This is a genomic window from Micromonospora sp. 050-3 (assembly GCF_046549335.1).
In the GTDB taxonomy this organism is placed as follows: Bacteria; Actinomycetota; Actinomycetes; order Mycobacteriales; family Micromonosporaceae; genus Micromonospora; species Micromonospora trifolii.
The window spans coordinates 1,981,681-2,004,700 of the sequence record NZ_JAJPVX010000001.1 but is presented as its reverse complement, the minus strand read 5'-3'; the positions used below and the strand labels follow the sequence as shown (position 1 = coordinate 2,004,700).

Below are 23,020 nucleotides of genomic sequence, written 5' to 3'. Positions count from 1 at the left end.
CGCACGACTGATTCGGGGTTATTGGCATGTGGAATTCAGGCGCCGCCACAGCAGGGTGAGCACTCCGGCGACGGCCAACCCGAGCAGCGGGGCGACGCCCACCCCGGCGAGCGTGCAGGCCACCGCGAGCAGCGCCGGCGGCACCCAGCACCAGGCGGGCACGGTACGCGGGGCCCGACCGCGCCGACGGGCCGCGGCTTCCACTGCCATCGGCACCACCAGCACCGGCAACGCGGCGGCCAGCAGGGTCAGCCAGGGCAGCACCAGACGGTCGAACCGCGCCACCGCCAGGATCCCGCCGAGCACCGCGACGAGCAGCATCGCCGCCCGCGCCGGCAGACGCGGCGCCAGGCCGCGCAACGCCAGCGAACCGGAGTACGTGGTGGTCAGCGCGGCCGCGAAGACCGCCACCGCGACGAACAGATTCGCGTACGCGGCCAGCCCCGAGCCGGCGGCGAGCAACGCGACCACGTCGGCCGAGCCGGTGCGCAGCCACAGGCCGGCCCCGGCGAGCACCCCGAGCAGCGCCGGCCCGATCAGCAGCCCCACGCACCAGGCCAGGTCACGCCTTCGGGAAAGGCCCACGCTGAAGTCCGGTGCCCGCAGCGCGAACACTGCCGCGTACCCGATCAGCGCGGCGGCATCGGCGAGCCCACCGCCGGCGAGGCGGACCGGCGCGCCGGGCGGTGGCAGCACCGTCAGGCACCAGCCGACCAGCACCACCGCGCTGAGCGTGGTGACCACCGCGACCCGGTTGCCGAGCCGGGCCGGCGCCCAGGAGACGGCGAGGACCGCCATCTCCAGCAGCACCGGCCCGGCCCAGCCCGGCAGGTGGGTCAGCGCGGCCAGCGAGGCCCCTCCGAGCCCGACGTTGAACCCGTTCCAGCCGACCATCGACACGGCCAGCACCGCCGCCAGCAGTAGCCGCGAGGTGTCCCCCAGGTACGCGGGCAGCACCGCTGTCAGCGTCCCGCCGTCGCCGAGCGGTCGGCGCAGCCCGATCCGACCCTGCCCCCAGAGCAGGGCCGCCATCAGCGCCCCGCCGACCAGCAGCCCGGCCACCGGCACCGCGCCGCCGTGGCGGGCGGCCATCGCCGCGCCGAGCACCAGCGTGGCGGGTGCGGTGCCGATGCCCAGCCAGGCGCCGACCGCCGCCGGCCACCGCCGATCGGGGATGTCAGACAACGTGGCGCAGGTAGCCGGCGATCGCCGCGTCGAGCACCTCCGCGCCCGGGCGCGCCCACACCTCGGCGGAGAAGACCTCCACCTCGATCGGGCCGACGTAGCCGGCCGCGTCCACCGCCTCGCGCAGCCGACGCAGCTCGATGCAGCCGTCGCCGGGCAGCGCCCGGCCGAGCAGCACCCCCTCCGGCAGCGGGGTCACCCAGTCGCAGACCTGGAACGCGGCGATCCGGGTGGCAGCCCGCGCGATCTGCGCGTACACGGTGTCGTCCCACCAGATGTGGTACGCGTCGACGACAACACCGACCACCGCCGGGTCGAACCGCTCGGCGATGTCCAGCGCCTGGCCGAGGGTGGCGATCACGCACCGGTCGGCGGCGAACATCGGGTGCAGCGGCTCGATGGCCAGCCGTACGCCGGCGGCCTCGGCGTGCGGGGCCAGCTCGCCGATCGCGTCGGCGACCTGACGCCGCGCGCCGTCGACGTCCCGGCTGCCGGCCGGCAACCCACCGGAGACCAGCACCAGTTCCGGGGCCCCGAGGGCAGCGGCCTCCTCGATGGCCCGCAGGTTCTCCGCGCGCCAGTCGTCGGCGGAGAAGAACCCGCCCCGGCACAGCGACGTGACGGTGAGGCCGGCGTCGCGGACCAGTTTCGCCGAGCGGGCCAACCCGTACGCGGCCACCGGCTCGCGCCACAGGCCGATGCCCGGCACGCCGGCCGCCACGCACCCGGCCACCACCTCGGGCAGCGGCCAGCGCTGGGCGGTTGCCTGGTTGAACGAGAAGCGCGCGAGGCTCATTGCTGCACCCCCGCCACAGTGAAGAAGGCCCGGGCGCGGGCGGCGGCCAGGTCGGCGTCGGGCAGCAGCCCGGCCGCGTCGGCCAGGGTGAGCAGGCTGGCCAGGTGCGCCGGGGACCGGCCGGACTGGGCGCCGCCGACCATCGTGAAATGGTCCTGGTGCCCAGCCAACCAGGCCAGGAACACGATCCCCGTCTTGTAGTGCCAGGTCGGCGCCGCGAACAGGTGCCGGGCCAGCGGCACTGTGGGCCCGAAGATCTCGTCGTACGCCGTCAGGTCCCCCCGGTCCAGGGCGGCCAGCGCGGCGGCGGCGGCCGGCGCGATGGCCGCGAACACCCCGAGCAGCGCGTCGGAATGACCCACCTCGTCACCCCGGATCAGCTCCGGGTAGTGGAAGTCGTCACCGGTGTAGAGGCGCACCCCGGCCGGCAGGCGGCGGCGCAACGCGACCTCCCGGTCGGCGTCCAGCAACGACACCTTGATGCCGTCCACCTTGGACTGACGCGCCTTGATCAGCTCAATCACAGTGTCGGCGGCCAGGTCCAGGTCGACAGCACCCCAGTAACCGGTCAACGCCGGGTCGAACATCGGGCCCAGCCAGTGCAGCACCACCGGTTCGTCGGCGGCGCCCAGCAGCTCGTCGTACACCCGCAGGTAGTCCTCCGGGCCGCGCGCGGCGGCGGCCAGGTGCCGGCTGCACATCAGCACCGGTCGGGCCCCGGCGGCGCGGACGTCGTCGAGCTGCTCGGCGTACGCGGCGGTGACCGCCGCCAGTGTGGCCGGGCCGACCGGCAGTTGGTCGGTGCCGATCCCGGCGACGATCCGCCCGCCCACCGCGCGGGCCTCGGCAGCGCTGCGCCGGATCAGCTCCCGGGTGGCCGGGTAGTCCAGCCCCATCCCCCGCTGGGCGGTGTCCATCGCCTCGGCGACCCCCAGCCCGTACGACCAGAGGTGCCGCCGGAAGGCGAGGGTGGTGTCCCAGTCCACCGCCGCCGGGGCACCCGGCACGTTCTCCGCGCCCGGGTCGGCGACCACGTGCGCGGCGGCGTACGCGATGCGGCTGGTCGCCGGCGCGTCCGGTCGGGCGAAGCCGCCTCCCCCGGCGAGCCGGTGCCGCCGTCCACCCGGCAACACCACCTCGGCACTCATGAGTGAAGCTCCGGCACCTCGATGCGGCCACCCTCGCGGGCAGAGCGCAGCCCCAGCTCGGCGAGCTGCACGCCGCGCGCGCCGGCCAGGAAGTCCCACCGGAACGGCTCGCCGGCCACCACGTGCCGCAGGTACGCCTCCCACTGCACCTTGAAGCCGTTGTCGAACTCCTCGTTGTCGGGCACCTCGGCCCACTGGGCGCGGAAGTCCTCGGTGGCCGGCAGGTCCGGGTTCCACACCGGCTTCGGGGTGACCGCCCGGTGCTGCACCCGGCAGTTGCGCAGGCCGGCGATCGCGCTGCCCTCCGTGCCGTCGACCTGGAACTCCACCAGTTCGTCGCGGTACACCCGCACGGCCCAGGACGAGTTGATCTGCGCGATCACGCCGCCATCGAGTTCGAAGGTGGCGTACGCGGCGTCGTCGGCAGTGGCCGCATACGCGTGACCGGCCTCGTCGACCCGATCGGGCACGTGGGTGGCGGTCACGCAGGAGACGGCCGTGACCCGGCCGAACAGCTCCTCCAGCACGTAGTGCCAGTGCGGGAACATGTCGACCACGATGCCGCCGCCGTCCTCGGTCCGGTAGTTCCACGACGGCCGCTGAGCGGGCTGCCAGTCGCCCTCGAAGACCCAGTACCCGAACTCGCCGCGCACCGAGAGGATCCGGCCGAAGAAGCCACCGTCGATGAGGCGCTTGAGCTTGCGCAGACCGGGCAGGAATAGCTTGTCCTGCACGACACCGGTGCGGACACCGGCCGCGTCCGCCGCCCGGGCCAGGTCGAGCGCGGCCGCGGTGTCCTCGGCCAGGGGCTTCTCCGTGTAGATGTGCTTGCCGGCCTCGATGGCCTGCCGGATCGCCTTCTCCCGCTGCTGGGTGACCTGCGCGTCGAAGTAGATCTCGACGTCGTCGCGGGCCAGCGCCGAGGTCAGGTCGGTGGTCCAGTCGGTCAGCCCGTGCCGCTCGGCGAGCTCCCGGAGCTTCGTCTCGTTACGCCCGACCAGGACCGGTTCCGGCCAGATGGTGGTGCCGTCGGCCAACGCCACACCACCGGATTCGCGGATGGCCAGCAGCGACCGGACGAGATGCTGCCGGTAGCCCATCCGTCCGGTCACGCCGTTGACGATGATGCCGATCGACCTGCGGGTCATGGTGTTCCTTCCGTCGTGCTGGTCGTGCCGATCCGCGCTCAGTGGTTGGCGGCCGCGCTGCCGAGCAACCCACGCAGGTCGGTGGCGAGCCGGTCGAAGCGGGGATCCGACATCACCTGCGCGTAGTCGCGGTGCGCCGGCAACTCGACCGGGAAGGTGCGGATGATGCGACCGGGCCGGGGACTCATCACCACGACCCGGGTGCCGAGGAAGACCGCCTCGGCGATGGAGTGGGTGACCAGCACCACAGTGGTCCCGGTCTCCCGCCAGATCCGGTGCAGTTCGGCGTTCATCTGCTCGCGGGTCAACGCGTCCAGGGCGCCGAACGGTTCGTCCATCAGCAGCACCGGCGGAGAGTGCAGCAGCGCGCGGCAGAGCGCCACCCGCTGCTGCATGCCGCCGGACAGCTCGTGTGGCAACGCCTTCTCGAAGCCGGTCAGGCCGGTCATCTCGATCAGCTCGTCGGCGCGGCGGGCGGCCTGCGCCCGGTCCATGCCGCGCATCTCGGCTTGGAGCAGGATGTTGGCTCGGGCACCGCGCCACTCCAGCAGCGCGGCCTTCTGGAAGACGAAGCCGATCTCCTTTTGCGGGCCGCGCACCGGGCGCTCCAGCAACGACACCTCGCCGCTGGTCGGCTTGACCAACCCCGCGACGATCTTCAGGAGGGTGGACTTGCCGCAGCCGGACGGGCCGACGATCGAGACGAACTCGCCCGGTTCGATGTCCAGCGACACGTCGTCCAACGCTGTGGTCTGCGACCGCCGGGTGGTGAACCGGACGGTCAGCCCGGACATCCCGATGGCGGTGCCGGTGGCTGCCGGCGCGGCGGTCACCGGGTCACCCCTGCGCCGCGTACGAGGAGTCCCAGTACGCGCTGGGCGCTCCCGGATCCTTCAGCTCGGCGTAGCGGGACATCAGGTCGATGGTCTCGGTCCACTGGGCCTCGGTGTTCACCCCGGGCGGGCCGTCCGCGCCGATCAGCGGCATGTTGAGTGTGAGCTGCTTGGTGAGCACCTCGGGCGCCGGCTCGTTCTCGGCCAGAGCGGTCATCGCGCTCACCGCGCCAGCCGGGTCCCGGGCGGCGTCGGCCCAGGACTTCTGGGTGGCCCGGACGAACTTGCGGACCAGCTCCGGGTCCTTCTGCAGGGTCTGGGTGTTGGCGATCAGGCCGGTGCCGAGCAGGTTCATCCCGAAGTCGGCGAAGAGCAGCACGTCGACCTTCTTGCCGGTCTTGCTCTCGATGGTGGGCGCCTGGTCGTGGAAGAAGCCCATGATGGCGTCGACCTTGCCCTCGGCCAGGGCGGCGATCTTGCCGGCGGCGTCGACGTTGACCACCTTGACGTCGTCCTTCTTGAGGCCGTTCTTCTCCAGCCAGGCCGGGAAGGTGGCGTAGAGGGCGTCGCCGGGGGTGCCGCCGACGGTCTTGCCCTTGAGGTCGGCCGGGGTCTTGATGTTCTCCTCGGTGAAGAACTCCACCGAGGAGGGTCCCTTCTCCAGGTACGCGCCGAGGCTGCGCACCGGCATGCCGCTGGCCACCGACTTCAGCAGCACCGGGCTGTCCGCCCAGCCGAAGTCGGTCTGCTTCTGGGCGACCTGCTTGACGGTGTTGCCCGAGCCGTTGCCGGGCAGGATCTTCAGGTCGATGCCCTCGGCGGAGTAGTAGCCCTTCTGCAGGCCGTAGTAGAAGGGCGCGTGCTCGCCGTAGGGCACCCAGTTGAGGGTGAGGGTGACCTGCTTGCTGCCGTCGGCGTTGGTGCTGCCGGCGTTGTCGTCGCCACCGCAGCCGGTAGCGGCGAGGAGCAGGGCGGCGGTGGCCAGGATGGTGGTGGCGGTGCGTTTCATCGGTGCCTCCGTGATGGGGTCGGTCAGGAGGTGGTGAGGGACACGCCGGCCCGGCGGCTGGCGTGCCACGGAATGAGCAGTGCCTCGGCGATCTCGACCAGGACGAACAGGACGATGCCGATGGCGGACATCAGGATCAGGTCGGCGAACAGCAGCGGGGCGTCGAGGTTGCCGTTGGCCAGCAACAGGACGTAGCCGAGCCCTTCGCTGGCGCCGACGAACTCGCCGACCACGGCACCGACCACGGCGAGGGTGACGGCCACCTTCAGGCCGGCCATCAGGTGCGGCAACGCGTTCGGGAAGCGGATCTTGCGGAAGGTGCGCCACGGCCCGGCGCCCATCGTGGCGGCGAGGTCGAGCAGTTCCGGGTCGGTGGAGCGCAGCCCGGCCACGCCGGAGATGACCACCGGGAAGAACGCGATGAGCACCGCCAGGATGATCTTCGGGGTGAGACCGAGGCCGAACCAGACCACCAGCAGCGGCGCGATGGCGATCTTCGGGATGACCTGCGCGAACAGGACGATCGGGTAGAGCGCCTTGTCCAGGGTGCGGGAGTAGGCGATGGCGACAGCGGTGACCAGACCCAACGCGGCGGCCAGCACGAAGCCGAGCACCGTCTCGTAGAGGGTGACCAGTGTGTGCCGGGCCAGCTCGGACCACTGGGTGGTCATCGTCTCCCAGACCTGGCCGGGAGTGGGCACCAGGTAGTTCGGGACGTACTCCCGGGCCGCCACGAACCACCAGGCGGCGAAGAAGACAGCGAGCACCAGCGCCGGGCGCCAGAGCGAGTCGGCGAAGACCACCGCCCGGCGACCGAGCGTGGGACGTGGTGGACGGCCGCCGCTGGGCGGCGGCTTTGCCACAGTGGACGGAATCGTGCCGTCGACGCCGTCCGCCGCACCACCGCTGCCGGGCCCGGCAGCGGCCTGCCGGCCCGCCGTGTCCAAAGAGTTCTCGGTCACGCGGAACCTCCTCGGGGGCCCGGCACGGCACCCATGGACCGGGCCGGTCGGCGGATCAGGCAAACGCTTTCCTGGAGCGTAGGCGGCCCCCTCACGCCGGGCAAGGCCTTTCCTCGATCTGTTTCCGCCGATGCCCCGGCAGCCCGACAGCTGTCCCGAAGGGACTGTCAGCCGGCCGCCGGATAGGTGTCGAGGAGGCCGCACATACCCAGCCGGCCCCGCTCGACCGGCTCGTTCACCGCGTACACCCCGGCGTCCCCCAGGTGGCCGGGATCCCCCCGCTCCAGGGCGTCGAGCTGGGCGGCGGTGTCGGCGGCGGCGCGGCCGGCGCCGGCCTCCCACCGCTGCCGCCACCGCGCCAGCAACGGTTGGCGCAGGACGATCGCGGCGGCGTGGAAGGCGGCCAGCGCCGCCGGACCGCCGGACCGCAGCGCCAAAAAGCCGGTCACCGCCAGATCCCGACGGCGGTACGCGGCGAGCACGTCCGCGCCCGGCGCTCCCCCGTCGGGCAACGCCGCCGCCGTGGCGTACGCGGCCGGGTCGGCCAGCACCTCGGGCGGGAAGGTCAGCACCGCGTCGCCGGCCTCGGGCAGGCCGCTGTTCTGCATGAGCACCACGATGTTCAGCCCGCCCCCGTTGACCAGGCGGTGCACGGTGCCCGGCTCGAACCAGACCACCACCCCCGGCCGCAGCGGCGTCTCCCGGTAGCCGGCCGTGGTCAGGGTCTGCACCACGCCCTCGCCGTCGGTCACCACGTACCCCTCGGTGCAGCACAGGTGCACGTGCGGGGTGCCGCCGACCAGGCCGTCCGGGGCCACTGTGTCGTAGACGCGCAGCCGGGACACCCCGACCCCGCCGGGCAGCGGCGCCGGGCGATCACGCATCGAAGTACTCGTCGGTGTCGTCCGCGGCCGGCAGGGACACCAGCAGCACTGTGAGGTCGCCGATGGCCCGGTGCCGGCACCCCGGCTTGATCAGGAACGCGGACATCGGCCGGGCGGGGTGACGGACGCCGTCCAACTCGATCTCGCCCTCGCCGGCGAGTACGACGTAGTACTCGGTGGCGATCCGGTGGTGGTGGGTCACCGCGTCCTGCACCTGGAGCAGGTGCACGCTGGCCTGGCCCTCGCTCTCGGCGATGAAACCCCGGCGGGTGGTCCCACACGAGCAGCGGCGGGCGGGAAGGTCGTCAAGTTGAAGTACCGCGAAGCGATCGGACACGGCCGGGCCTCCCTGCGGGAAAGGGCTTTCTCTGCGGTACGGTGACGCTAGCCGGCACGACGAAACGCCGTCAACAGATCGAGGGGGCGGGCAATGGCGACCCTGTCCGATGTGGCCCGCCGAGCGGGCGTCTCGCCCGCCACCGCCTCCCGCGTCATCAACGGCAGCAGCAAGCCGGTCACCGACGAGCTGCGCGAACGGGTGCTCGCCGCCGTCGCCGAGTTGCAGTACGTGCCGAACGCGCACGCCCAACTGCTGGCCCGCTCGCACCGCAGCGCGGTCGGCGTCATCGTGCACGACGTCTCCGACCCGTACTTCGCCGAGATCACCCGAGGGCTGCAGCGGGTCGCCACCGACCAGGGCCGGCTGCTGATGATCTGCAACAGCTACCGGGACCCGGACCGCGAGTTGGAGTACGTGGAGCTGCTGCGCGGCCACCAGGTGGCGGCGCTGATCCTGGCCGGCTCGGGCTACCACGACGAGGCGTTCACCCGGCAACTCAACGAGAAGCTCGCCGCGTACGAGGCCACCGGCGGGCGGGTGGCGGTGATCGGCCGGCACGAGCATTCCGGCGACGCGGTGATGCCGGACAACCGGACCGGCGGCTATCTCGCCGGGCAGGAGCTGTGCGGCCTGGGGCACCGGGCGATCGGCGTGGTCGCCGGCCCGCGCATCCTGACCACCACCACCGACCGGCTCGCCGGCCTCCGGCAGGCCCTCACCGAGCAGGGCCGCGAGCTACCCGAACAGCGCATCCGGTACGCGGAGTTCGACCGCGACGGTGGCGCCGAGGCCACCGCCCGACTCCTCGACGCCGACCCGGAGCTGACAGCGATCGTGGCGCTCAACGACTCGATGGCCATCGGCGCGCTCGCCACCCTGCGCGCGCGTGGGTTGGCCGTGCCGCAGCAGATCTCGGTGCTGGGTTTCGACGACATGCCGATCGCCCGGGACGTGACCCCGGCACTGACCACCGTGCGACTGCCCCTGGTCGACATGGGTGTGCGGGCGATGTCCCTGGTGCTCGGCGTCGGCGCCCCGACGCCCCGGGTCGAGGTGCTCCCCGCCGAGCTGGTCCGCCGTGACACCGCCGGTCCCGTCCCACTGTCCACCCGCGCTACTGCGGGTTCCGCGCCACGCGCGCGGCGAGGTGACGCCACGTCGTGACCGGCGCCAGCCCGACCCAGCGGCCCCTCACGCGCGCCGATGTGGCGTTCCTGGTCGGTGCGTCGTTCGGTCCACACACCCGGGTCCGGGACGCCGGTCCACTGGCCGGCGGCGGGTACGCGACGGTCTGGTGGGCGCTGCTCGACGACGACCGTCGGGTGGTGCTGAAGCTGGCTCCGCCGGCCGGAACGCCGCTGCTGCGCTACGAGCGCGGGCTCTGCGCTGCCGAGGAACGATACTTTCGGCTCGTCGCGCAGCGGGCGCCGCAGGTGCCCGTCCCCCCGGTGCTCTGGCGCGGCGCCGACCCGGCGTACGGCGAGTGGTTGGTCACCGCGATGCTGCCCGGCCGGTCACTGTCCGGCCTGGCGGAGGCCGGTGTCGTGGTCGACGACGGCCCGGCGCGCTACGACCTCGGGGTGGCTCTCGCCGCGTTGCACCGGGTGACCGGTGAGCGGTTCGGGTACGACGACGACCGGGCCGGCGGGCCGACCTGGCGGGCGGCGTTCACGGCGATGCTCGACGCGCTCCTGGCCGACGCGATCGACTGGGACGTCAGACTGCCGGTGACCCCGGAGCGCCTGCGCGCGCTGGTGGGGCGGCACGCCGACGTGCTCGACGAGGTGCGCCGGCCGGCGCTGCTGCACTTCGACTGCTGGGACGGCAACGTGCTGGCGGCACCCGACGGGGACGGCCGGTTGCGGCTGCGTGGCCTGGTGGACGGCGAGCGGTTCCTTTACGGCGACCCACTGCTGGACCTGGTCTCGCCGCTGCTCTTCCGACGCGTCGAGGACGAGCCGGAGCACCCCCTGCTGCGCGGCTACCAGGCCGGCGCACCCGAACCGTTGGTGCTGAACGCTCCAGCACGCCGCCGGCTCGGCCTCTACCGGTTGCACCTGTACCTGCTGATGACTGTGGAGATGCCCAGCCGTGGGATGACCGCGCGCAGCCATCCCGGCCGGTACGCCCGGCTGGCGGCCCTGCTCGACGAGGAACTCGCCGCGCTCGCCTCGGGTTGACGGCCCGGCGCGGGTGGCGTCCGCCGTGTGGTCGGACGCCACCCGCCCGCGGTCAGGGCAGGTCGATCGGGCGCAGCACCCGGTCCACGGCGTGCGCGATCTGCCGGTTGCCCTTGTTGACGTCGTAGGAGACGACCCGCGCGTCACGGTCGTCGGTGTCGGCGTCGACCAGCCGCACCTGGCGGAAGAAGTACAGGTAGGTGCGCACGTCGACCTCGACGGACGAGCCGAGCGCGGTGGTCAGGTCCGTGCCGTCGGCCCGGACCGCCGTCTTGCGATCGATGGTGGCGCCCGGGACCACGTGGTAGAGCAGCACCGACTCGACGGTGTCGATGCCCAGCCCGGCCACGGCGGTGAAGGCGGCGCTCTCACTCGGCAGCTTCCGGGCCTGCGTGATCTCGCGGACCAACTGCTGGAAGGCGGCGTCGGTGGGGATGAACGCGGTCAGCGCCACGGTGCCGTCGGTGAGCACCTTGACCGGAGAGTTCGGCTTGGCCTCCAGCACTGCCAGCACGGCCGCCGTCAGCACGTCGAAGTCACGCGAGTTGCGGTCGAAGCCGCTGCTGTCGCGGGTCAGCACCTGGGCGAGTGACGTCGTGCCGAGCGGCTTGGGCTTGCTGGTGGCCTGAGCTGCCGGTACGGCGACTGCGGTGGTGGCCAGCGCGGTGGCCACGGCGCCCACCGCCATCCGGGCGGCGATTCGTGCGATCTTCATCAGCGGGCCTTTCGTCGAAGCGACCGGATCCGTGACGTCTCGTCACGATCCATGCTTCGCACCGGGTAGGCCGCGCAGATGCACCAGCGGATAACCGATTGTCCGGGGCTCCGGCCGGGGCCTAACCTCCCCGGGTGCTGATTCGGGAGTTCGTCGACCGGGACTGGTCGCAGGTGTGGCCGATCATCGAGGAGGTGATCCGGGCACAGGAGACGTTCCCCTACGACCCGGCGATGACCGCCGAGCAGTCGTACGGCATGTGGGTCGAGGCGGCGCCGGGGCGGACCGTCGTGGCGGTCGACGGCGAGCGGGTGCTCGGCACCGCGAAGATGGGCACCAACCGGCCCGGGCCGGGCGCGCACGTGTCCACCGCCAGCTTCATGGTCGCCACCGAGGCGCGGGGCCGGGGCGTGGGCACCGCGCTGTGTCGTGACGCCCTGGCCTGGGCCCGCCGGCAGGGGTACGCCGGCATGCAGTTCAACGCCGTGGTGGAGAGCAACAACTCGGCGGTGCGGCTGTACCGGCGGGAGGGCTTCGAGGTCGTCGGCACCGTGCCGGGCGCGTTCCGTCACCCCACCGCGGGCCGGGTCGGCCTGCACGTGATGTACCAGGAGTTCTAGGACTCCCCGCCCCCGCTCGCGTCGATCATGGACTTATGGTGGCGCGCAAAAGGGGCATGACTGCACAACGCGCCCACCATAACTCCATGATCGACCAGGAAGGGGTCAGCCGCCGGCGGGGGCCGGGCGCAGTCCGGGCTGCCCGGCGGCCGGCTCCGCGCCGGCCCGGCGGATCGGGGTGAAGAGGCCGCCGACCGCGACCAGCAGGCACCCCGCGCCCGCCACGAGCGTGACCGCCGCAGCACCGTAGCGGCCGGCGGCCCAGGTCAGCACAACAGCGCCGGCCGGACCGAGGGCGTAGTGCGTGCTCCAGAACGCCGACGTGACCCGGCCCAGCAGGTGATCGGGGGTGATCTCCTGGCGCAGGGACATCGAGCAGATCCCGCCGATGCTCAGACAGCACAGGTACACAGCGGTCAGCGTGGTGACCGCGGGCACTGTGGTGGCGATGCCGACCCCGGCCACGGCAAAACCGCAGATCGCGTGCGCGCCGATCCAGGTGGCACCGAAGCCGCGACGGCGGCGCAGCGGCGCCACCAGCAGCGCGCCGGCGACCGTGCCCAACGCCGCCAGGCCGAGCACCGTGCCGACGGTGCCCTCGGAGCCGCCGAGGTCGTGCGTGACGTGGTAGATCAGCACGTCGACGAAGCCGTAGGTGAGAAAAATGAAGACCGACAACAGGACGGTCAGCGCGCGCAGCACGGGCTGTCGCCAGAGGAACCGCGCCCCGGCCAGGAACTCGGTCAGCGGGCGCTGCCGGGCCACCCCCTCGTCCACCTGGACGGGGCGTAGTCGGATCAGCCACAGGCCGGCCGCCGAGAGCGCGAAGCTCGCCGCGTTGACGGCGATGGCGGTGGCCGGGCCGAAGCGGGCCGCCACCACACCGGCGAGCAGCGGCCCGAGGACGGCCGCCGCCGCGTACGTCGCCTGCAACCGGCCGTTGGCCTCGGTGATCCGGTCGGAGTCGACGAGGTTGCGGACCGCTGTCACCGCGGCGACCTGGAACAGCATGCCGGCCGCCTCGCAGATGGGCAGCACGACGAAGAGCAGCCAGACCTGCGGGCCGGCCAGCCACGCCAGTGGCACGAGGGCGTAGAGCACCAGTCGGGTCAGATCCGCCACGATCATCAGGGTGCGGCGGTCGTACCTGTCGACCAGCACCCCACCGAAGATCCCGGCGACGACGGACGCCGCGCCCGCGACGGCGGTGAGCAGGCCCATCTGCGCCACCGACCCGGTCGCCTGGAGCACCAGCAGCGGCACCGCCAGGTAGGCGAACGAGTCGCCGGCCGCCGAGAGCGACTGGGCGACCCAGTACGTGCCGAAGGTGCGGTCCCGCCAGAGCGGAGCCCGACCAGCGGCGGCGGATCGGCTCATCGCGCCAAGGGTAGTGAACGCGCCCCTGCGACGCTGGCCGTGGCGGGCGTCACACCGCTGCGATGTCACGAAGCAATGAGCGACACGCATCTCGTGGTCGTCAGTCCGATCAGAGAGGCGAAACAATGAGCACAGCGCATCGACAGGTCCCGTCGGGCACGCACCGCGTGCTGATCCTCGGCGCGGGCTACGCGGGCATGGCCACGGCGACCCAGGTCGCGGCACGGACCAGGCGGGCCGGCGTGCAGGTGACAGTGGTCAACGTGCAGGAGCGGTTCACCGAGCGCCTCCGGCTGCACATGACGGCGACCGGTCAGCGGCTCGCCGAGCTGAACATCCCCCACCTGCTGGCGGGGACGGGTGCGCAGTTCGTGCGCGGCTGGGTGACGGCGGTGGACGCCCACGCGAAGACCGTCCGCGTCGACGACAGCCGGGTGCTGCGCTACGACACCCTGGTCTACGCGTTGGGCAGTGTGACGGATACAGCGGCGGTCCCGGGCGTCGAGGAGCACGCGTACACGCTGGACGGTCCGAGCGGCGCGACCACGCTGGCGGACCGGTTGGCACGGCTCGGCGCCGGCACTGTCGTCGTGGTCGGCAGCGGGTTGACCGGGGTCGAGGCGGCCGCGGAGATCGCGGAACGACACCCGCATGTCGGTGTCACGCTGGTGGGCCAGCGGGACCCGGGGGCGAGCATGAACCCGAAGGCCCGGGCGTATCTGCGGGCCGCGCTGACCCGCCTCGGCGTCCAGGTGATCACCGGGGCGGCGGTCACCAGGGTCCGGCCCGACGGGGTCGAGCTGGCCGGTGCGCGGACCGTGGCGGCTGACGTCGTCCTCTGGACCTGTGGCACCCGGGTGGCGCCGCTGGCGGCCGCCGCCGGGCTGACCGTCGACGAACGCGGTCGCGTCGTCACCGACGCCGCGTTGCGGTCGGTGTCGCACCCCGAGGTGTACGCGATCGGCGATGCGGCGGCGATCCGGCAGGGTTACGGGGTGCTGCACGGCACCTGCCAGAGCGGCATGCCGACCGGCGTGCACGCGGCGGTGTCGATCGCCCGCGCGCTGCGGGGCAGGCAGCCCCGGCCGTTCCGGTTCGGTTACTACCACACGCCGGTGAGCCTGGGCCGAAACGACGCGGTAGTGCAGTTCACCAGACCCGACGACAGCCCTCGCCGCGGGTGTCTGACCGGGCGGATGGCGGTCTGGTACAAGGAGACCGTGAGCGCTTCGCCCTGGCCGACTTACCGTCGCATGTCCTGGTTGCCCTCCTCCGGCGCGTTCTGGCCGCGCGGCGGCCGCTTCACCCGCCTGCGGGACGCCCGGTGACGCACCCGCCGGACGCCGACGAGCAGATGTTCCACAGTTATCGCAACCTGCTGTTCTCGGTGGCCTACCGGATCCTCGGCAGCGCGGCAGATGCCGAGGACGCGGTGCAGGACGCCTGGATCAGTTGGTCCTCGGCGGACCGCTCCCAGGTCGTCGATCCCAAGGCGTACCTCGCCCGCATCGTGTCGAACCTCGCGTTGCAGCGCCTGCGCTCGGCCCGCCACCACCGCGAGACCTATCCGGGGCCGTGGTTGCCCGAACCCGTCCTGACCGATGGGGACGCCGCCGACGCCGTCACCGACGCCGAGTCGGTGTCGATGGCGATGCTGGTGGTGCTGGAGACGCTCAGCCCGCTCGAGCGTGCCGTGTTCGTCCTGCGGGAGGTCTTCGACTTCAGCCACGCGGAGATCGCGGCGGCGGTGGAGCGCTCCGAGGCCGCGGTCCGTCAGACCGCCCACCGTGCTCGCGAGCACGTGCGGGGCCAGCGGCCACGTTTCACAGCGGACCGGTCGCAGCAGCGCGGAGTCACCGAGCGATTCCTCGCCGCGTCGACCGGCGGCGACATCAACACTCTGCTGGAGTTGCTGTCCCCGGACGTCACGTTGTGGACCGACGGTGGCGGTAAGGTCCGCCAGGCGCTGCGTCCCATCAGGGGTGCGGAAACTGTCGCCGCGTGGTTCGCGGCCATCGGCACCGTCACCTACCAGGGCGTTGCGCCGCACGACATGCACGCCGCCCAGGTCGAGATCAACGGGGGGCCGGGGCTGGTGTTCAGCGGTGCGGGCCGGGTGATCGCCACAGTCTCCTTCGACATCGACGCCGACAGTCGCATCACCACCATCCACAACGTCGCCAACCCCGACAAGCTCCGCGCCGTCGCCGACGGCACCACCCACCACCTCGCGACGCGCTGAGGCCGGCCGGCTCACCGTCAGCCGGTGCTGGTGAGGTCGGTCGTCGCCGCAAGCTCCGTGACCACCTCCAGGAACCGGTGCAGCCCGGGCGCGGCGTTGCCCGCCAACCACACCATCTCGGTGTACGCGGAGGCGCCGGCCAGCGGGACGAACACCACGCCGGTGCGGCGAAGACTCGCCGCCGAGCAGGCGAGTCGGGTGACGCCGAGTCCGGCGGCGACCAGGCCGAGGAGGCTCTGCACGCCGGCCTCCTCCTGAACGACTGTCGGTACGAAGCCCGCTTCCCGGAACTGGTCGTCGAAGGCGCGGTGCCAGGGCTCCCAGGAGCTGCGCGGCGTCATGACCCACGGTTCGTTCGCCAGGTCGGCGAGCGTCAGCTGGGCGCGCCCGGCGAGCGGGTGGCCCTCGGGCAGCACCGCGCAGACCGGTTCGGTCGTCAGCCTCCTGGACTCCAGGCCGGGCACGAGCGGGGTCCGGGTGAAGGCGACGTCGAACCGCCCGTCGAGGACGCCCTGCACCAGGGGCGCGATGCTGGTGGTCTCGGTGGTCAGGCGCAGGTCGGGGAGGTGGTGGCGGACTGCCCGGACCACCGGGGGAAGCAGGTGGTTGGCGACGGTGGTCAGGAAGGCGAGCCGGAGGGTGCCGACCTCACCCCGCAGGGCCCGTCCCACGACGGCGACGGCCTGCTCGGCGCGGTCGGTCACGGCGCGCGCCTCGGGCACGAACAGGGCGCCGACGGCGGTGAGGGTGGTGCCGCGGCTGTCGCGGTCGAACAGTGTCGCCCCGAGGGCGCGTTCCAGGGCGGTGATCTGCTGCGACAGCGACTGCTGGGCGATCATCAGGCGGGCGGCGGCCCGGGTGAAGCTCAGCTCCTCTGCGAGGACCAGGAAGTACCGCAGTTGTCGCAGCTCAGGCGTGGCCACAGGAACAGACTGTAGCCACGCCAGGAAGAGCGTGTTGGCCGTCTGCGCAGACCTCCGCGCACGATCGGTGCGAAGGGCGGTGCCGGCACACAGTACGCCCGTACGGCGAGCCGGCACGGCCACGCTAGGACACCCACCAAAGGAAGTCGATCATGTCGGAATCACGCGTCAGCACGCCGTTCGACGCCCGGTCCACCGCCGCCGACGTCGTGGCCGGTGTCGACCTGACCGGGCGGCGCGCCATCGTCACCGGCGCCTCGTCGGGCATCGGGGTGGAGACCGCCCGGGCGCTCGCCATGGCGGGCGCCGAGGTGACACTGGCGGTACGGGACGCGCGGGCCGGAGAACGGACCGCACGGGAGATCGGCGGCGGGGCCGCGAACCGGCTGCTCCGGGTCATGCCGTTGGACCTGTCCGACCAGCTGTCGGTCGCCGCGTTCGTGGCCGCCTGGGACGGGCCCCTGCACATCCTGGTCAACAACGCCGGAGTGTCGGCGACCCCGGAGATGCGCACCGCGGAGGGTTGGGAGTTGCAGTTGGCCACCAACCACCTCGGCCACTTCGCACTCGCCAACGGGCTGCACCGGGCACTCGCCGAGGCCGGTCGGGCCCGCGTGGTGTCGCTGAGTTCCATCGCCCACGTTCAGGCCCCGATGGTCTTCGAGGACGTGAACTTCCGGGAACGCCCCTATGACCGTCTCCTCGCCTACGGCGAGTCGAAGACCGCCACCGCGCTGTTCGCGGTGGAGGCGAACCGGCGCTGGGCCGGCGACGGCATCACCGTCAACGTGGCCAACCCGGGTGCGGTCGCCACCAACCTGGGACGGCACCTCACCGAGGAGGACTACGCGCAGCTTCCGGCGTTCGACTTCAAGACCCCGCAGCAGGGGGCCGCGACCTCCGTGCTGCTCGCCGCCGGGCCGCAGCTGGAGGGCATCGGCGGCCGGTACTTCGAGGACTGCGAGCAGGCGGTGCGCCACGACCCGGCGGACCCGCTGCGCGGCGTCGCCGACCACGCGATCGACCCGGCGGCGGCGGCGCGACTGTGGCAGCTCTCGCTGGACCTGTTCGCCGACGCGGAGCGTGCCTGAGCGTCCGGAAACGGCCGCGGGATCCCCCGCGGCCGTTTCCGAAGTCGCTGAGCTCAGCCCTTGCGCAGCGGAGCGAGCGCCGTGCTCCAGGCGACGACCTGGTCGAGCGTGGCGGTCAGCGAGTCCTGGTGGAACTGGTTGGGCTTGAAGACGCTGAAGTTCTCGAAGTCGGTGAAGAGCGACAGCGCGACCTGCGAACGCACGTCGGCCATCTGGAGCTCACCCGAGATCAGACGCAGGTGCTCCACGGCGCGCGTTCCGCCGACCGAGCCGTAGCTGACGAAGCCGACGGCCTTGTTGTTCCACTCGGCGTAGAGGAAGTCGATCGCGTTCTTCAGGGCACCCGAGGTCGAGTGGTTGTACTCGGGGGTGACCATGATGAACCCGTCGAACGACGCGATCGTCTCGGCCCACCGCTTGGTGTGCGGCTGGGTGTACTGGCCCATCGAGGGCGGGTACGCCTCGTCGAGGTGCGGCAGCTGGTAGTCGAGCAGGTCGATCAGCTCGTACTCCGCGTCGGTGCGCTGCTTGGCGATGTCGAGCACCCAGCGGGCGACGGCCTCGCCGTTACGCCCCGGGCGGGTGCTTCCGAGGATGATCCCGATCCTGGTCATGTGTGGCGCCTTTCAGAGGTCCTTGCCTGACGACGGGAAAGCTATCCGGTGCTTGATTGGTCAAGCAAGCATATGGCCTATGGGCGTGGTCACACGGAGGGTAAGCATTTGCTCAGTCAAACAAGTATGATAAGAGGATGCCCAACCCCTCCGCAGCGACTCCGCAACCCCTCACCCCGGACGAGGAAGCACTGGTCCGCGCCCTGGGCCAGGTGATGCACGTCCTGCCCCGGGCGATCGACGCGGACATGGTCGGTGACCGTCAGCTACCGCTCACCGAGTACACCGCGTTGATGAACCTCTCCGAGACACCGGACCGGCGGATGCGCATGAACGAGCTCGCCGCGCTCTGCCACCTCTCGCTCAGCGGCATGACCCGCACGATCATCCGGCTGGAGACGCAGGGCCTGGTCCGGCGGGAACGGTGCGAGGAGGACGCGCGCGGCTGGAACGCTGTCCTCACCGACGCGGGCTTCGCCCGCCTGGAGGAGTCCTGGCCCAGTCACCTGGCCGCCGTACGCCGCCGGTTCCTCCAGCACTTCGAGGGCTTCGACCTCGCCCAGCTGGCCCGCGCGTTCCAGCGGGCCGGCACGGCAGAGCCGACCGACTGAGCCAACGCAGGCCCAGTCGGTCATCCGCCGGCCTCAGCCGGGAAGCCGGCCCTCGGCCACCAGCGCCCACGCCAGCAACCCGAAGGCGCCGGTCGACGCGACGGCGCGGACCACGTTGCCGCGTACCCAGGTGACCTCGAAGCGCGCCCGCAGCGCCGCGAGGTCGCTGGCGTCGTCGACGTCGCCGGCTCGGGCCAGCACGTTGTTGAGCGGCACGTTGACCACGGCGGTGACGCCGAGCACCACCAGGTACAGCAGAAGCCCGGCGACGATCCACGGCAGCACCGCCCGACGCCCGTCCCCCAAGTGCAGCGCCGCCGCCAGCAGCGTGAACAGCAGCGCGCCGCCGAAGCACACAGCGAACCAACCGTTGAGGATCGACTCGTTGATCCGCCGCATGGCGAGCACCAACGTCCGGTCGTCGGTGCGGGCCAGACCCGGCATGACCGCGTACGCGAAGGCGGCGAACAGCCCGGCGGTCAGGCCGGTGGTCACTGTGGCGGCGAACAGGCTAGCGGTACTCAGAACTCCCATCCGCCTATTGCACCCGTTGGTGTGCGCGCTGACCAAACGCGACAGCTGTCACCTGGCCGGAGCGTGGGCGGCGAGCGGGTTGGTGAGGGTGCCGACGAACTGGAGCGCCGCCGACGGGTCGGCCAGGTCGATCATCTGCTGGTTGTTGCGCAGTTGCAGCCGGTTGAGGCAGGACAACGTGAATTCCGGGGCGAACAGGTCGTAGTGGCGGACCCGCTCGGCCAGGTGCGGCACCCGGTCGAAGTAGTCGGTGGCACAGGCCGCGACAGTGCGCCAGAAGTCGTCCTCGGCGAGCACACCGGCCTCGACCAGGACCGCGTTGAGGTGCCGCAGGAAGCAGTCCACCACGTCGGTGAAGATGCTCAGCAGCTTGGTGTCGTCGGGCACCTCGACGCGGATCCGCTCCACCGCCGCCGGCAGCTCGACCCTGTCGCTCATCACCGCGATCTCCTCGGCGATGTCCTTGAAGATCACCCGCTGGACGGTGTCCTGCTCGTCGAGGACCAGGATGACGTTCTCGCCGTGCGGCATGAAGGCCAGGTCGTGGGCGTAGAAGCTGTGCAGCAGCGGGGTCAGGTAGGCGTCCAGGTAGCGGCGCAGCCACACCTCGGGCGCCAGGCCGGACCGGGCGATCAGCGCCGCCGCCAGTGAGCCGCCCTCGTCGTCGACGTGCACCAGCGCGGCCATGGTGGACAGTCGCTGCCCCGGCGCCAGATCGGGCACCGGGCTCTCCCGCCACAGGGCGGCCAACATCTTGCGGTACGGGGAAGTGCGCTCGGTCGCCGCCTCGTACTGGCGGTGCCGGTAACCCACAGCGGCCCGCTCGCGGATGACGGTCAGGCCGGTGCCGGTCAGCACCTCGTCGGAGGCGATCAGGTCGGCCAGCCAGTCGTTGATCGCCGGGGTGGCCGCCATGTACGCGGCCGACAACCCCCGCATGAAGCCCATGTTCAGCACCGACAGCGCCGTCTTGACGTAGTGGCGTCCCGGCTCGCTGACGTTGAAGAAGGTGCGGATGGACTGCTGGGCGAGGTACACGTCGGGCCCGGGGCCAAGGTGCACCAGCCGCCGCTCGGCCAGCTCCCCGGCGAAGGTGACCGCCAGCTTGTTCCACCACTGCCACGGGTGCGCCGGGATCAAGTGGTAGTCGGCGAGGTCCAGCCCGAGATCGGCCATCGTGGCGGCGAACCGGGCCCGGGTCTCGGCGTCCAACTCGCTCTCGATGAGCGTGTCGTAGTCGAGGTCGGCGGCGCTGCTGAACGTCGAGTGGTCCCGGTGCGCGGCCAGCCACTCCAGCCGCACCGGCGCGGCGGCCTCCGGGGCGTACCGGTGGTACTCGTCGACGCCGAAACCGAGCCGGCCGTTGTTCGCCACGAAGCAGGGGTGGCCCTCGGTCATCGAGGTCTCGATGGTCTGGAAGTCCGCCTCGGCCAGCTCGGCGGCGCTCGGCGCGGTCTGGGCCAGCTTGTACGCAGTACCCGCCAGCGTTGAGGTGATCTCCTCCAGGTAGACCGGGAGCACCCGCGCGGAGAGTCCGAGGGTGTCGCGCAGTTCGACGATGAGGTCCACCGCGTCCGGGGCCAGGGAGGTGCCGTCGCGGTGTCGGGTGATGCTGTCCGCGTCGATCTGCCAGTGCGCCAGGGCGAGCACCCGCGCCGCGAACCGGTAGGTGACGGTGCCGTCGTCGCTGCGGATCTCGTACCACTGCCGGTCGTCGGGGCCGGACACGGATTCCGGGCTGAGCAGCCGCTCGTGGGTGAACTCGGCGAGCGCCTTGCGGACCAGCAGCCGGTTGGCCCGGGCCCAGCGCTGCGGGGTGAGGTGCCCGACCGGGTCGCCGGAGGCGTTGTGCGCGGTGGCGACGGGCGGGTGGGTGGGGACGGCGGTGGTGGTCACGCCGGGGCTCCTTCGGTTCGGGTGGCAGCGGCGGTGGCGCGGTCGGCGGCGGCCTGGAACTGGGCTCGGGTGCAGACGCTGAGCAGCGCGTCCTTCTCGGGCTTGGCGATCGGGCCGACGACAGTGAAGCCGACGGCGGCGTTCAGCGCGTGCACTGCGGTGTTGCGCACGTCCGGTTCGACAACGACCCGCCGGGTCGTCGGGTCGTCGAAGAGCCACGCCATGACGGTGCCGATCACCGCCCGGGTGAAGCCGTGCACGGGCGCGCCGACCGGCGCGCAGAGGAAGTGCATGCCCACGTCACCGGGCTGGTGGTCGTACAGGCCGACCAGCTCGACGTGGGCCGGGTCGTAGCGCTCCGCCAGGAACGCGGGACTCCCCCGCCACAGGCCGAGGTACGCGTCGTGGTGCGGGTGCTCGACGATCCGCCGGTACTCCTCGGTGACCTGGGCCAGGTCGGCGTCCTGCATCATCCAGAACGCCGCCTTCGGGTGGGTCACCCAGGTGTGCAGCAGCGCCGCGTCGGCGTCCAGGTCGAGCGGCCGCAGGGCGAACTCACCGAGCCCCTCGTCGACGCGGGTGAAGACGGCGGTCACGACAACGCCCCGAACTCCTGAAAGGTGATGCTCTTCTCGATCGGGTAGTGCTCCCGGCCGAGCAGCTCGCTGATGATCCAGGAGTTGCGGTAGGCGCCCATGCCCAGGTCCGGTGAGGTGATGCTGTGCGTGTGGGTGCCCGCGTTCTGCAGGAAGATGCCCCGGCCGCTGTGGTCGATGCTGTAGTTGCGGGCCACGTCGAAGCGGCCGTGCGCGTCCCAGCGAATCCGGTCCCGCACCGGCGTGAGGAACTCCGGCACCCGGTAGTGGTAGCCGGTGGCCAGCACCAACCCCTCGGTACGCAGGGCGAAGTCGCGCTCCTGCTCGACCTGACGCAACCCCAGCGTGTACTGCCCGTCCTGGTGGTCGGCGCTGACCAGCTCGGTGTTGGTGAGCAGTCGGGTGTTCACCGGCCCGTCCACGCTGTGCGCGTAGAGCAGGTCGAAGATGTCGTTGATCAGGTCGGCGTTGATTCCCTTGAACAGGCCCTTCTGCTCGGACTCCAGCCGGTAGCGGGTCGCCTCGGGCAGCGCGTGGAAGTAGTCCACGTAGTCCGGTGAGGTCATCTCCAGCGTCAGCTTGGTGTATTCGAGCGGGAAGAACCGCGGCGACCGGGTCACCCAGTTGAGCTGGTAGCCGTACCGGTCGATGTCGCCGAGCAGGTCGTGGTAGATCTCGGCGGCGCTCTGCCCGCTGCCCACCACTGTGATGCTGCGCTTTTTACGCAGCGCCGTGCGGTGCTCCAGGTAGTGGGAGTTGTGCACGGCGTCGCCGGGCAGGTTGGCCACTGCCGGGGGCAGGTGCGGCGGGGTGCCGGTGCCGAGCACCAGGTGCCGGGCCCGGTACTCCACGCTCTCCCCCGTGCCGGTGCTGGCCCGCACCACGTACCGCTCGTCGGCGGTGTCGTACTCCACAGTGGTCACTGTCTGACCGAAGCGCAGGTTCGGCAGTTTCGCCGCCGCCCACCGGCAGTACGCGTCGTACTCACTGCGCAGGGGGTAGAAGCTCTCCCGGATGTAGAACGGGTAGAGCCGGCCGATCTCCTTGAGGTAGTTCAGGAAAGAATACGGCGACGTCGGGTCGGCGAGGCTGACCAGATCGGCGATGAACGGGGTCTGCAACCGGGCCGACTCCAGCAGCATGCCGGGGTGCCAGGCGAGGCTCGGCCGGGCCTCCAGGAACACACCGTCGAGTTCGTCGATCGGCGCGGTGAGGCAGGCCAGGCCCAGGTTGTACGGGCCCAACCCGATGGCGATGAAGTCGTGGGTGGACATCGGGGTCTCCAGGCGCGGGTTCGTGGTCACGGCGTCAGCCGA

24 protein-coding genes are annotated in these 23,020 nt (G+C 71.7%); 7 read left to right on the top strand and 17 right to left on the bottom strand.

Going from position 1 to position 23,020, the window contains the following annotated elements; genetic code table 11:
• Positions 1–18 precede the first annotated feature (18 nt).
• The 9 genes from ACLJOK_RS09030 to ACLJOK_RS08990 form a co-directional block, all read right to left on the bottom strand.
• Positions 19–1,185: a hypothetical protein gene (locus ACLJOK_RS09030; protein WP_410817541.1), complete on the bottom strand. Its 1,167-nt coding sequence runs from the start codon at positions 1,183–1,185 to the stop codon at positions 19–21.
• Positions 1,178–1,981, bottom strand: a complete 804-nt coding sequence (locus ACLJOK_RS09025; protein WP_410817539.1) for a sugar phosphate isomerase/epimerase family protein — start codon at positions 1,979–1,981, stop codon at positions 1,178–1,180. Before ACLJOK_RS09025 ends, ACLJOK_RS09030 begins: the two co-directional genes overlap by 8 nt.
• Positions 1,978–3,129, bottom strand: a complete 1,152-nt coding sequence (locus tag ACLJOK_RS09020) for a dihydrodipicolinate synthase family protein (protein WP_410817538.1) — start codon at positions 3,127–3,129, stop codon at positions 1,978–1,980. The genes ACLJOK_RS09025 and ACLJOK_RS09020 overlap by 4 nt, the downstream gene beginning before the upstream one ends.
• Positions 3,126–4,277 carry a Gfo/Idh/MocA family protein gene (locus ACLJOK_RS09015; protein ID WP_410817536.1) on the bottom strand — a complete coding sequence of 384 codons (1,152 nt, stop codon included), beginning with the start codon at positions 4,275–4,277 and terminating at the stop codon, positions 3,126–3,128. Before ACLJOK_RS09015 ends, ACLJOK_RS09020 begins: the two co-directional genes overlap by 4 nt.
• A gap of 38 nt (positions 4,278–4,315) precedes the next feature.
• The gene (locus tag ACLJOK_RS09010; protein ID WP_410819294.1) at positions 4,316–5,071 is read right to left on the bottom strand and encodes an ABC transporter ATP-binding protein; all 756 of its coding nucleotides are present in this window, start codon (positions 5,069–5,071) and stop codon (positions 4,316–4,318) included.
• A 43-nt stretch (positions 5,072–5,114) separates the two neighbouring features.
• Positions 5,115–6,119, bottom strand: coding sequence for an ABC transporter substrate-binding protein (locus ACLJOK_RS09005; protein WP_410817534.1), 1,005 nt, complete (start codon positions 6,117–6,119; stop codon positions 5,115–5,117).
• Between the two features lie 23 nt (positions 6,120–6,142).
• Positions 6,143–7,081, bottom strand: a complete 939-nt coding sequence (locus tag ACLJOK_RS09000) for an ABC transporter permease (RefSeq protein WP_410817532.1) — start codon at positions 7,079–7,081, stop codon at positions 6,143–6,145.
• A gap of 167 nt (positions 7,082–7,248) precedes the next feature.
• A complete protein-coding gene (locus ACLJOK_RS08995; RefSeq protein ID WP_410817531.1) occupies positions 7,249–7,965 on the bottom strand; it encodes a cupin domain-containing protein in 717 nt (238 codons plus the stop codon).
• The gene (locus ACLJOK_RS08990; RefSeq protein WP_091398731.1) at positions 7,958–8,302 is read right to left on the bottom strand and encodes a cupin domain-containing protein; all 345 of its coding nucleotides are present in this window, start codon (positions 8,300–8,302) and stop codon (positions 7,958–7,960) included. Before ACLJOK_RS08990 ends, ACLJOK_RS08995 begins: the two co-directional genes overlap by 8 nt.
• 93 nt (positions 8,303–8,395) lie before the next feature.
• On the opposite strand from ACLJOK_RS08990, the gene ACLJOK_RS08985 reads away from it, so the two are divergent.
• A complete protein-coding gene (locus ACLJOK_RS08985) occupies positions 8,396–9,469 on the top strand; it encodes a LacI family DNA-binding transcriptional regulator (protein WP_410817529.1) in 1,074 nt (357 codons plus the stop codon).
• Positions 9,466–10,485, top strand: a complete 1,020-nt coding sequence (locus ACLJOK_RS08980) for a phosphotransferase family protein (RefSeq protein ID WP_410817528.1) — start codon at positions 9,466–9,468, stop codon at positions 10,483–10,485. Before ACLJOK_RS08985 ends, ACLJOK_RS08980 begins: the two co-directional genes overlap by 4 nt.
• A 52-nt stretch (positions 10,486–10,537) precedes the next feature.
• Here the strand turns inward: ACLJOK_RS08980 and ACLJOK_RS08975 are convergent, their stop codons facing one another.
• On the bottom strand, positions 10,538–11,200 hold the full coding sequence (locus tag ACLJOK_RS08975; protein WP_410817527.1) for a fasciclin domain-containing protein: 663 nt from the start codon (positions 11,198–11,200) through the stop codon (positions 10,538–10,540).
• A 134-nt stretch (positions 11,201–11,334) separates the two neighbouring features.
• On the opposite strand from ACLJOK_RS08975, the gene ACLJOK_RS08970 reads away from it, so the two are divergent.
• Positions 11,335–11,820 carry a GNAT family N-acetyltransferase gene (locus tag ACLJOK_RS08970; RefSeq protein WP_410817526.1) on the top strand — a complete coding sequence of 162 codons (486 nt, stop codon included), beginning with the start codon at positions 11,335–11,337 and terminating at the stop codon, positions 11,818–11,820.
• 105 nt (positions 11,821–11,925) lie between these two features.
• Here ACLJOK_RS08970 and ACLJOK_RS08965 read toward each other — a convergent pair whose 3' ends face one another.
• Positions 11,926–13,197 (bottom strand): MFS transporter, encoded by a 1,272-nt coding sequence (locus ACLJOK_RS08965; RefSeq protein ID WP_410817525.1) that lies wholly within the window; start codon positions 13,195–13,197, stop codon positions 11,926–11,928.
• A 125-nt stretch (positions 13,198–13,322) separates the two neighbouring features.
• On the opposite strand from ACLJOK_RS08965, the gene ACLJOK_RS08960 reads away from it, so the two are divergent.
• Entirely contained in the window at positions 13,323–14,525 is a 1,203-nt protein-coding gene (locus ACLJOK_RS08960; RefSeq protein WP_410817523.1) for an NAD(P)/FAD-dependent oxidoreductase, read from the top strand.
• Positions 14,522–15,439 carry an RNA polymerase sigma-70 factor gene (locus tag ACLJOK_RS08955; RefSeq protein WP_410817521.1) on the top strand — a complete coding sequence of 306 codons (918 nt, stop codon included), beginning with the start codon at positions 14,522–14,524 and terminating at the stop codon, positions 15,437–15,439. Before ACLJOK_RS08960 ends, ACLJOK_RS08955 begins: the two co-directional genes overlap by 4 nt.
• 17 nt (positions 15,440–15,456) lie before the next feature.
• On the opposite strand, the gene ACLJOK_RS08950 is transcribed toward ACLJOK_RS08955, so the two are convergent.
• Positions 15,457–16,362 (bottom strand): LysR family transcriptional regulator, encoded by a 906-nt coding sequence (locus ACLJOK_RS08950; protein ID WP_410817520.1) that lies wholly within the window; start codon positions 16,360–16,362, stop codon positions 15,457–15,459.
• A gap of 152 nt (positions 16,363–16,514) precedes the next feature.
• Between ACLJOK_RS08950 and ACLJOK_RS08945 the strand changes: the two genes are divergently transcribed.
• Entirely contained in the window at positions 16,515–17,453 is a 939-nt protein-coding gene (locus ACLJOK_RS08945; protein WP_410817519.1) for an SDR family NAD(P)-dependent oxidoreductase, read from the top strand.
• A gap of 53 nt (positions 17,454–17,506) precedes the next feature.
• Here ACLJOK_RS08945 and ACLJOK_RS08940 read toward each other — a convergent pair whose 3' ends face one another.
• On the bottom strand, positions 17,507–18,067 hold the full coding sequence (locus ACLJOK_RS08940) for an NADPH-dependent FMN reductase (protein ID WP_410817517.1): 561 nt from the start codon (positions 18,065–18,067) through the stop codon (positions 17,507–17,509).
• Between the two features lie 137 nt (positions 18,068–18,204).
• Here ACLJOK_RS08940 and ACLJOK_RS08935 point away from each other — a divergent pair, with 137 nt between their 5' ends.
• The gene (locus tag ACLJOK_RS08935; protein ID WP_410817516.1) at positions 18,205–18,678 is read left to right on the top strand and encodes a MarR family winged helix-turn-helix transcriptional regulator; all 474 of its coding nucleotides are present in this window, start codon (positions 18,205–18,207) and stop codon (positions 18,676–18,678) included.
• Between the two features lie 33 nt (positions 18,679–18,711).
• Here the strand turns inward: ACLJOK_RS08935 and ACLJOK_RS08930 are convergent, their stop codons facing one another.
• Genes ACLJOK_RS08930 through ACLJOK_RS08915 form a run of 4 tightly spaced genes read right to left on the bottom strand, consistent with a single transcriptional unit; the run spans position 18,712 to position 22,978 of the window.
• Positions 18,712–19,212, bottom strand: a complete 501-nt coding sequence (locus ACLJOK_RS08930) for a DUF1772 domain-containing protein (protein ID WP_410817515.1) — start codon at positions 19,210–19,212, stop codon at positions 18,712–18,714.
• A gap of 48 nt (positions 19,213–19,260) precedes the next feature.
• Positions 19,261–21,108 carry an IucA/IucC family protein gene (locus ACLJOK_RS08925; protein ID WP_410817513.1) on the bottom strand — a complete coding sequence of 616 codons (1,848 nt, stop codon included), beginning with the start codon at positions 21,106–21,108 and terminating at the stop codon, positions 19,261–19,263.
• A complete protein-coding gene (locus ACLJOK_RS08920; RefSeq protein ID WP_410817511.1) occupies positions 21,105–21,704 on the bottom strand; it encodes a GNAT family N-acetyltransferase in 600 nt (199 codons plus the stop codon). The genes ACLJOK_RS08925 and ACLJOK_RS08920 overlap by 4 nt, the downstream gene beginning before the upstream one ends.
• The gene (locus ACLJOK_RS08915; RefSeq protein ID WP_410819292.1) at positions 21,701–22,978 is read right to left on the bottom strand and encodes a lysine N(6)-hydroxylase/L-ornithine N(5)-oxygenase family protein; all 1,278 of its coding nucleotides are present in this window, start codon (positions 22,976–22,978) and stop codon (positions 21,701–21,703) included. The genes ACLJOK_RS08920 and ACLJOK_RS08915 overlap by 4 nt, the downstream gene beginning before the upstream one ends.
• Between the last annotated feature and the right edge of the window lie 42 nt (positions 22,979–23,020).

Excerpts from the sequence above, each read along its gene's own strand:
- ACLJOK_RS09025 (WP_410817539.1), bottom strand. The coding sequence starts at position 1,981 with ATGAGCCTCGCGCGCTTCTCGTTCAACCAGGCAACCGCCCAGCGCTGG.
- ACLJOK_RS09020 (WP_410817538.1), bottom strand. The coding sequence starts at position 3,129 with ATGAGTGCCGAGGTGGTGTTGCCGGGTGGACGGCGGCACCGGCTCGCC.
- ACLJOK_RS09015 (WP_410817536.1), bottom strand. The coding sequence starts at position 4,277 with ATGACCCGCAGGTCGATCGGCATCATCGTCAACGGCGTGACCGGACGG.
- ACLJOK_RS09010 (WP_410819294.1), bottom strand. The coding sequence starts at position 5,071 with ATGTCCGGGCTGACCGTCCGGTTCACCACCCGGCGGTCGCAGACCACA.
- ACLJOK_RS09005 (WP_410817534.1), bottom strand. The coding sequence starts at position 6,119 with ATGAAACGCACCGCCACCACCATCCTGGCCACCGCCGCCCTGCTCCTC.
- ACLJOK_RS08995 (WP_410817531.1), bottom strand. The coding sequence starts at position 7,965 with ATGCGTGATCGCCCGGCGCCGCTGCCCGGCGGGGTCGGGGTGTCCCGG.
- ACLJOK_RS08985 (WP_410817529.1), top strand. The coding sequence starts at position 8,396 with ATGGCGACCCTGTCCGATGTGGCCCGCCGAGCGGGCGTCTCGCCCGCC.
- ACLJOK_RS08975 (WP_410817527.1), bottom strand. The coding sequence starts at position 11,200 with ATGAAGATCGCACGAATCGCCGCCCGGATGGCGGTGGGCGCCGTGGCC.
- ACLJOK_RS08965 (WP_410817525.1), bottom strand. The coding sequence starts at position 13,197 with ATGAGCCGATCCGCCGCCGCTGGTCGGGCTCCGCTCTGGCGGGACCGC.
- ACLJOK_RS08960 (WP_410817523.1), top strand. The coding sequence starts at position 13,323 with ATGAGCACAGCGCATCGACAGGTCCCGTCGGGCACGCACCGCGTGCTG.
- ACLJOK_RS08945 (WP_410817519.1), top strand. The coding sequence starts at position 16,515 with ATGTCGGAATCACGCGTCAGCACGCCGTTCGACGCCCGGTCCACCGCC.
- ACLJOK_RS08940 (WP_410817517.1), bottom strand. The coding sequence starts at position 18,067 with ATGACCAGGATCGGGATCATCCTCGGAAGCACCCGCCCGGGGCGTAAC.
- ACLJOK_RS08935 (WP_410817516.1), top strand. The coding sequence starts at position 18,205 with ATGCCCAACCCCTCCGCAGCGACTCCGCAACCCCTCACCCCGGACGAG.
- ACLJOK_RS08930 (WP_410817515.1), bottom strand. The coding sequence starts at position 19,212 with ATGGGAGTTCTGAGTACCGCTAGCCTGTTCGCCGCCACAGTGACCACC.
- ACLJOK_RS08915 (WP_410819292.1), bottom strand. The coding sequence starts at position 22,978 with ATGTCCACCCACGACTTCATCGCCATCGGGTTGGGCCCGTACAACCTG.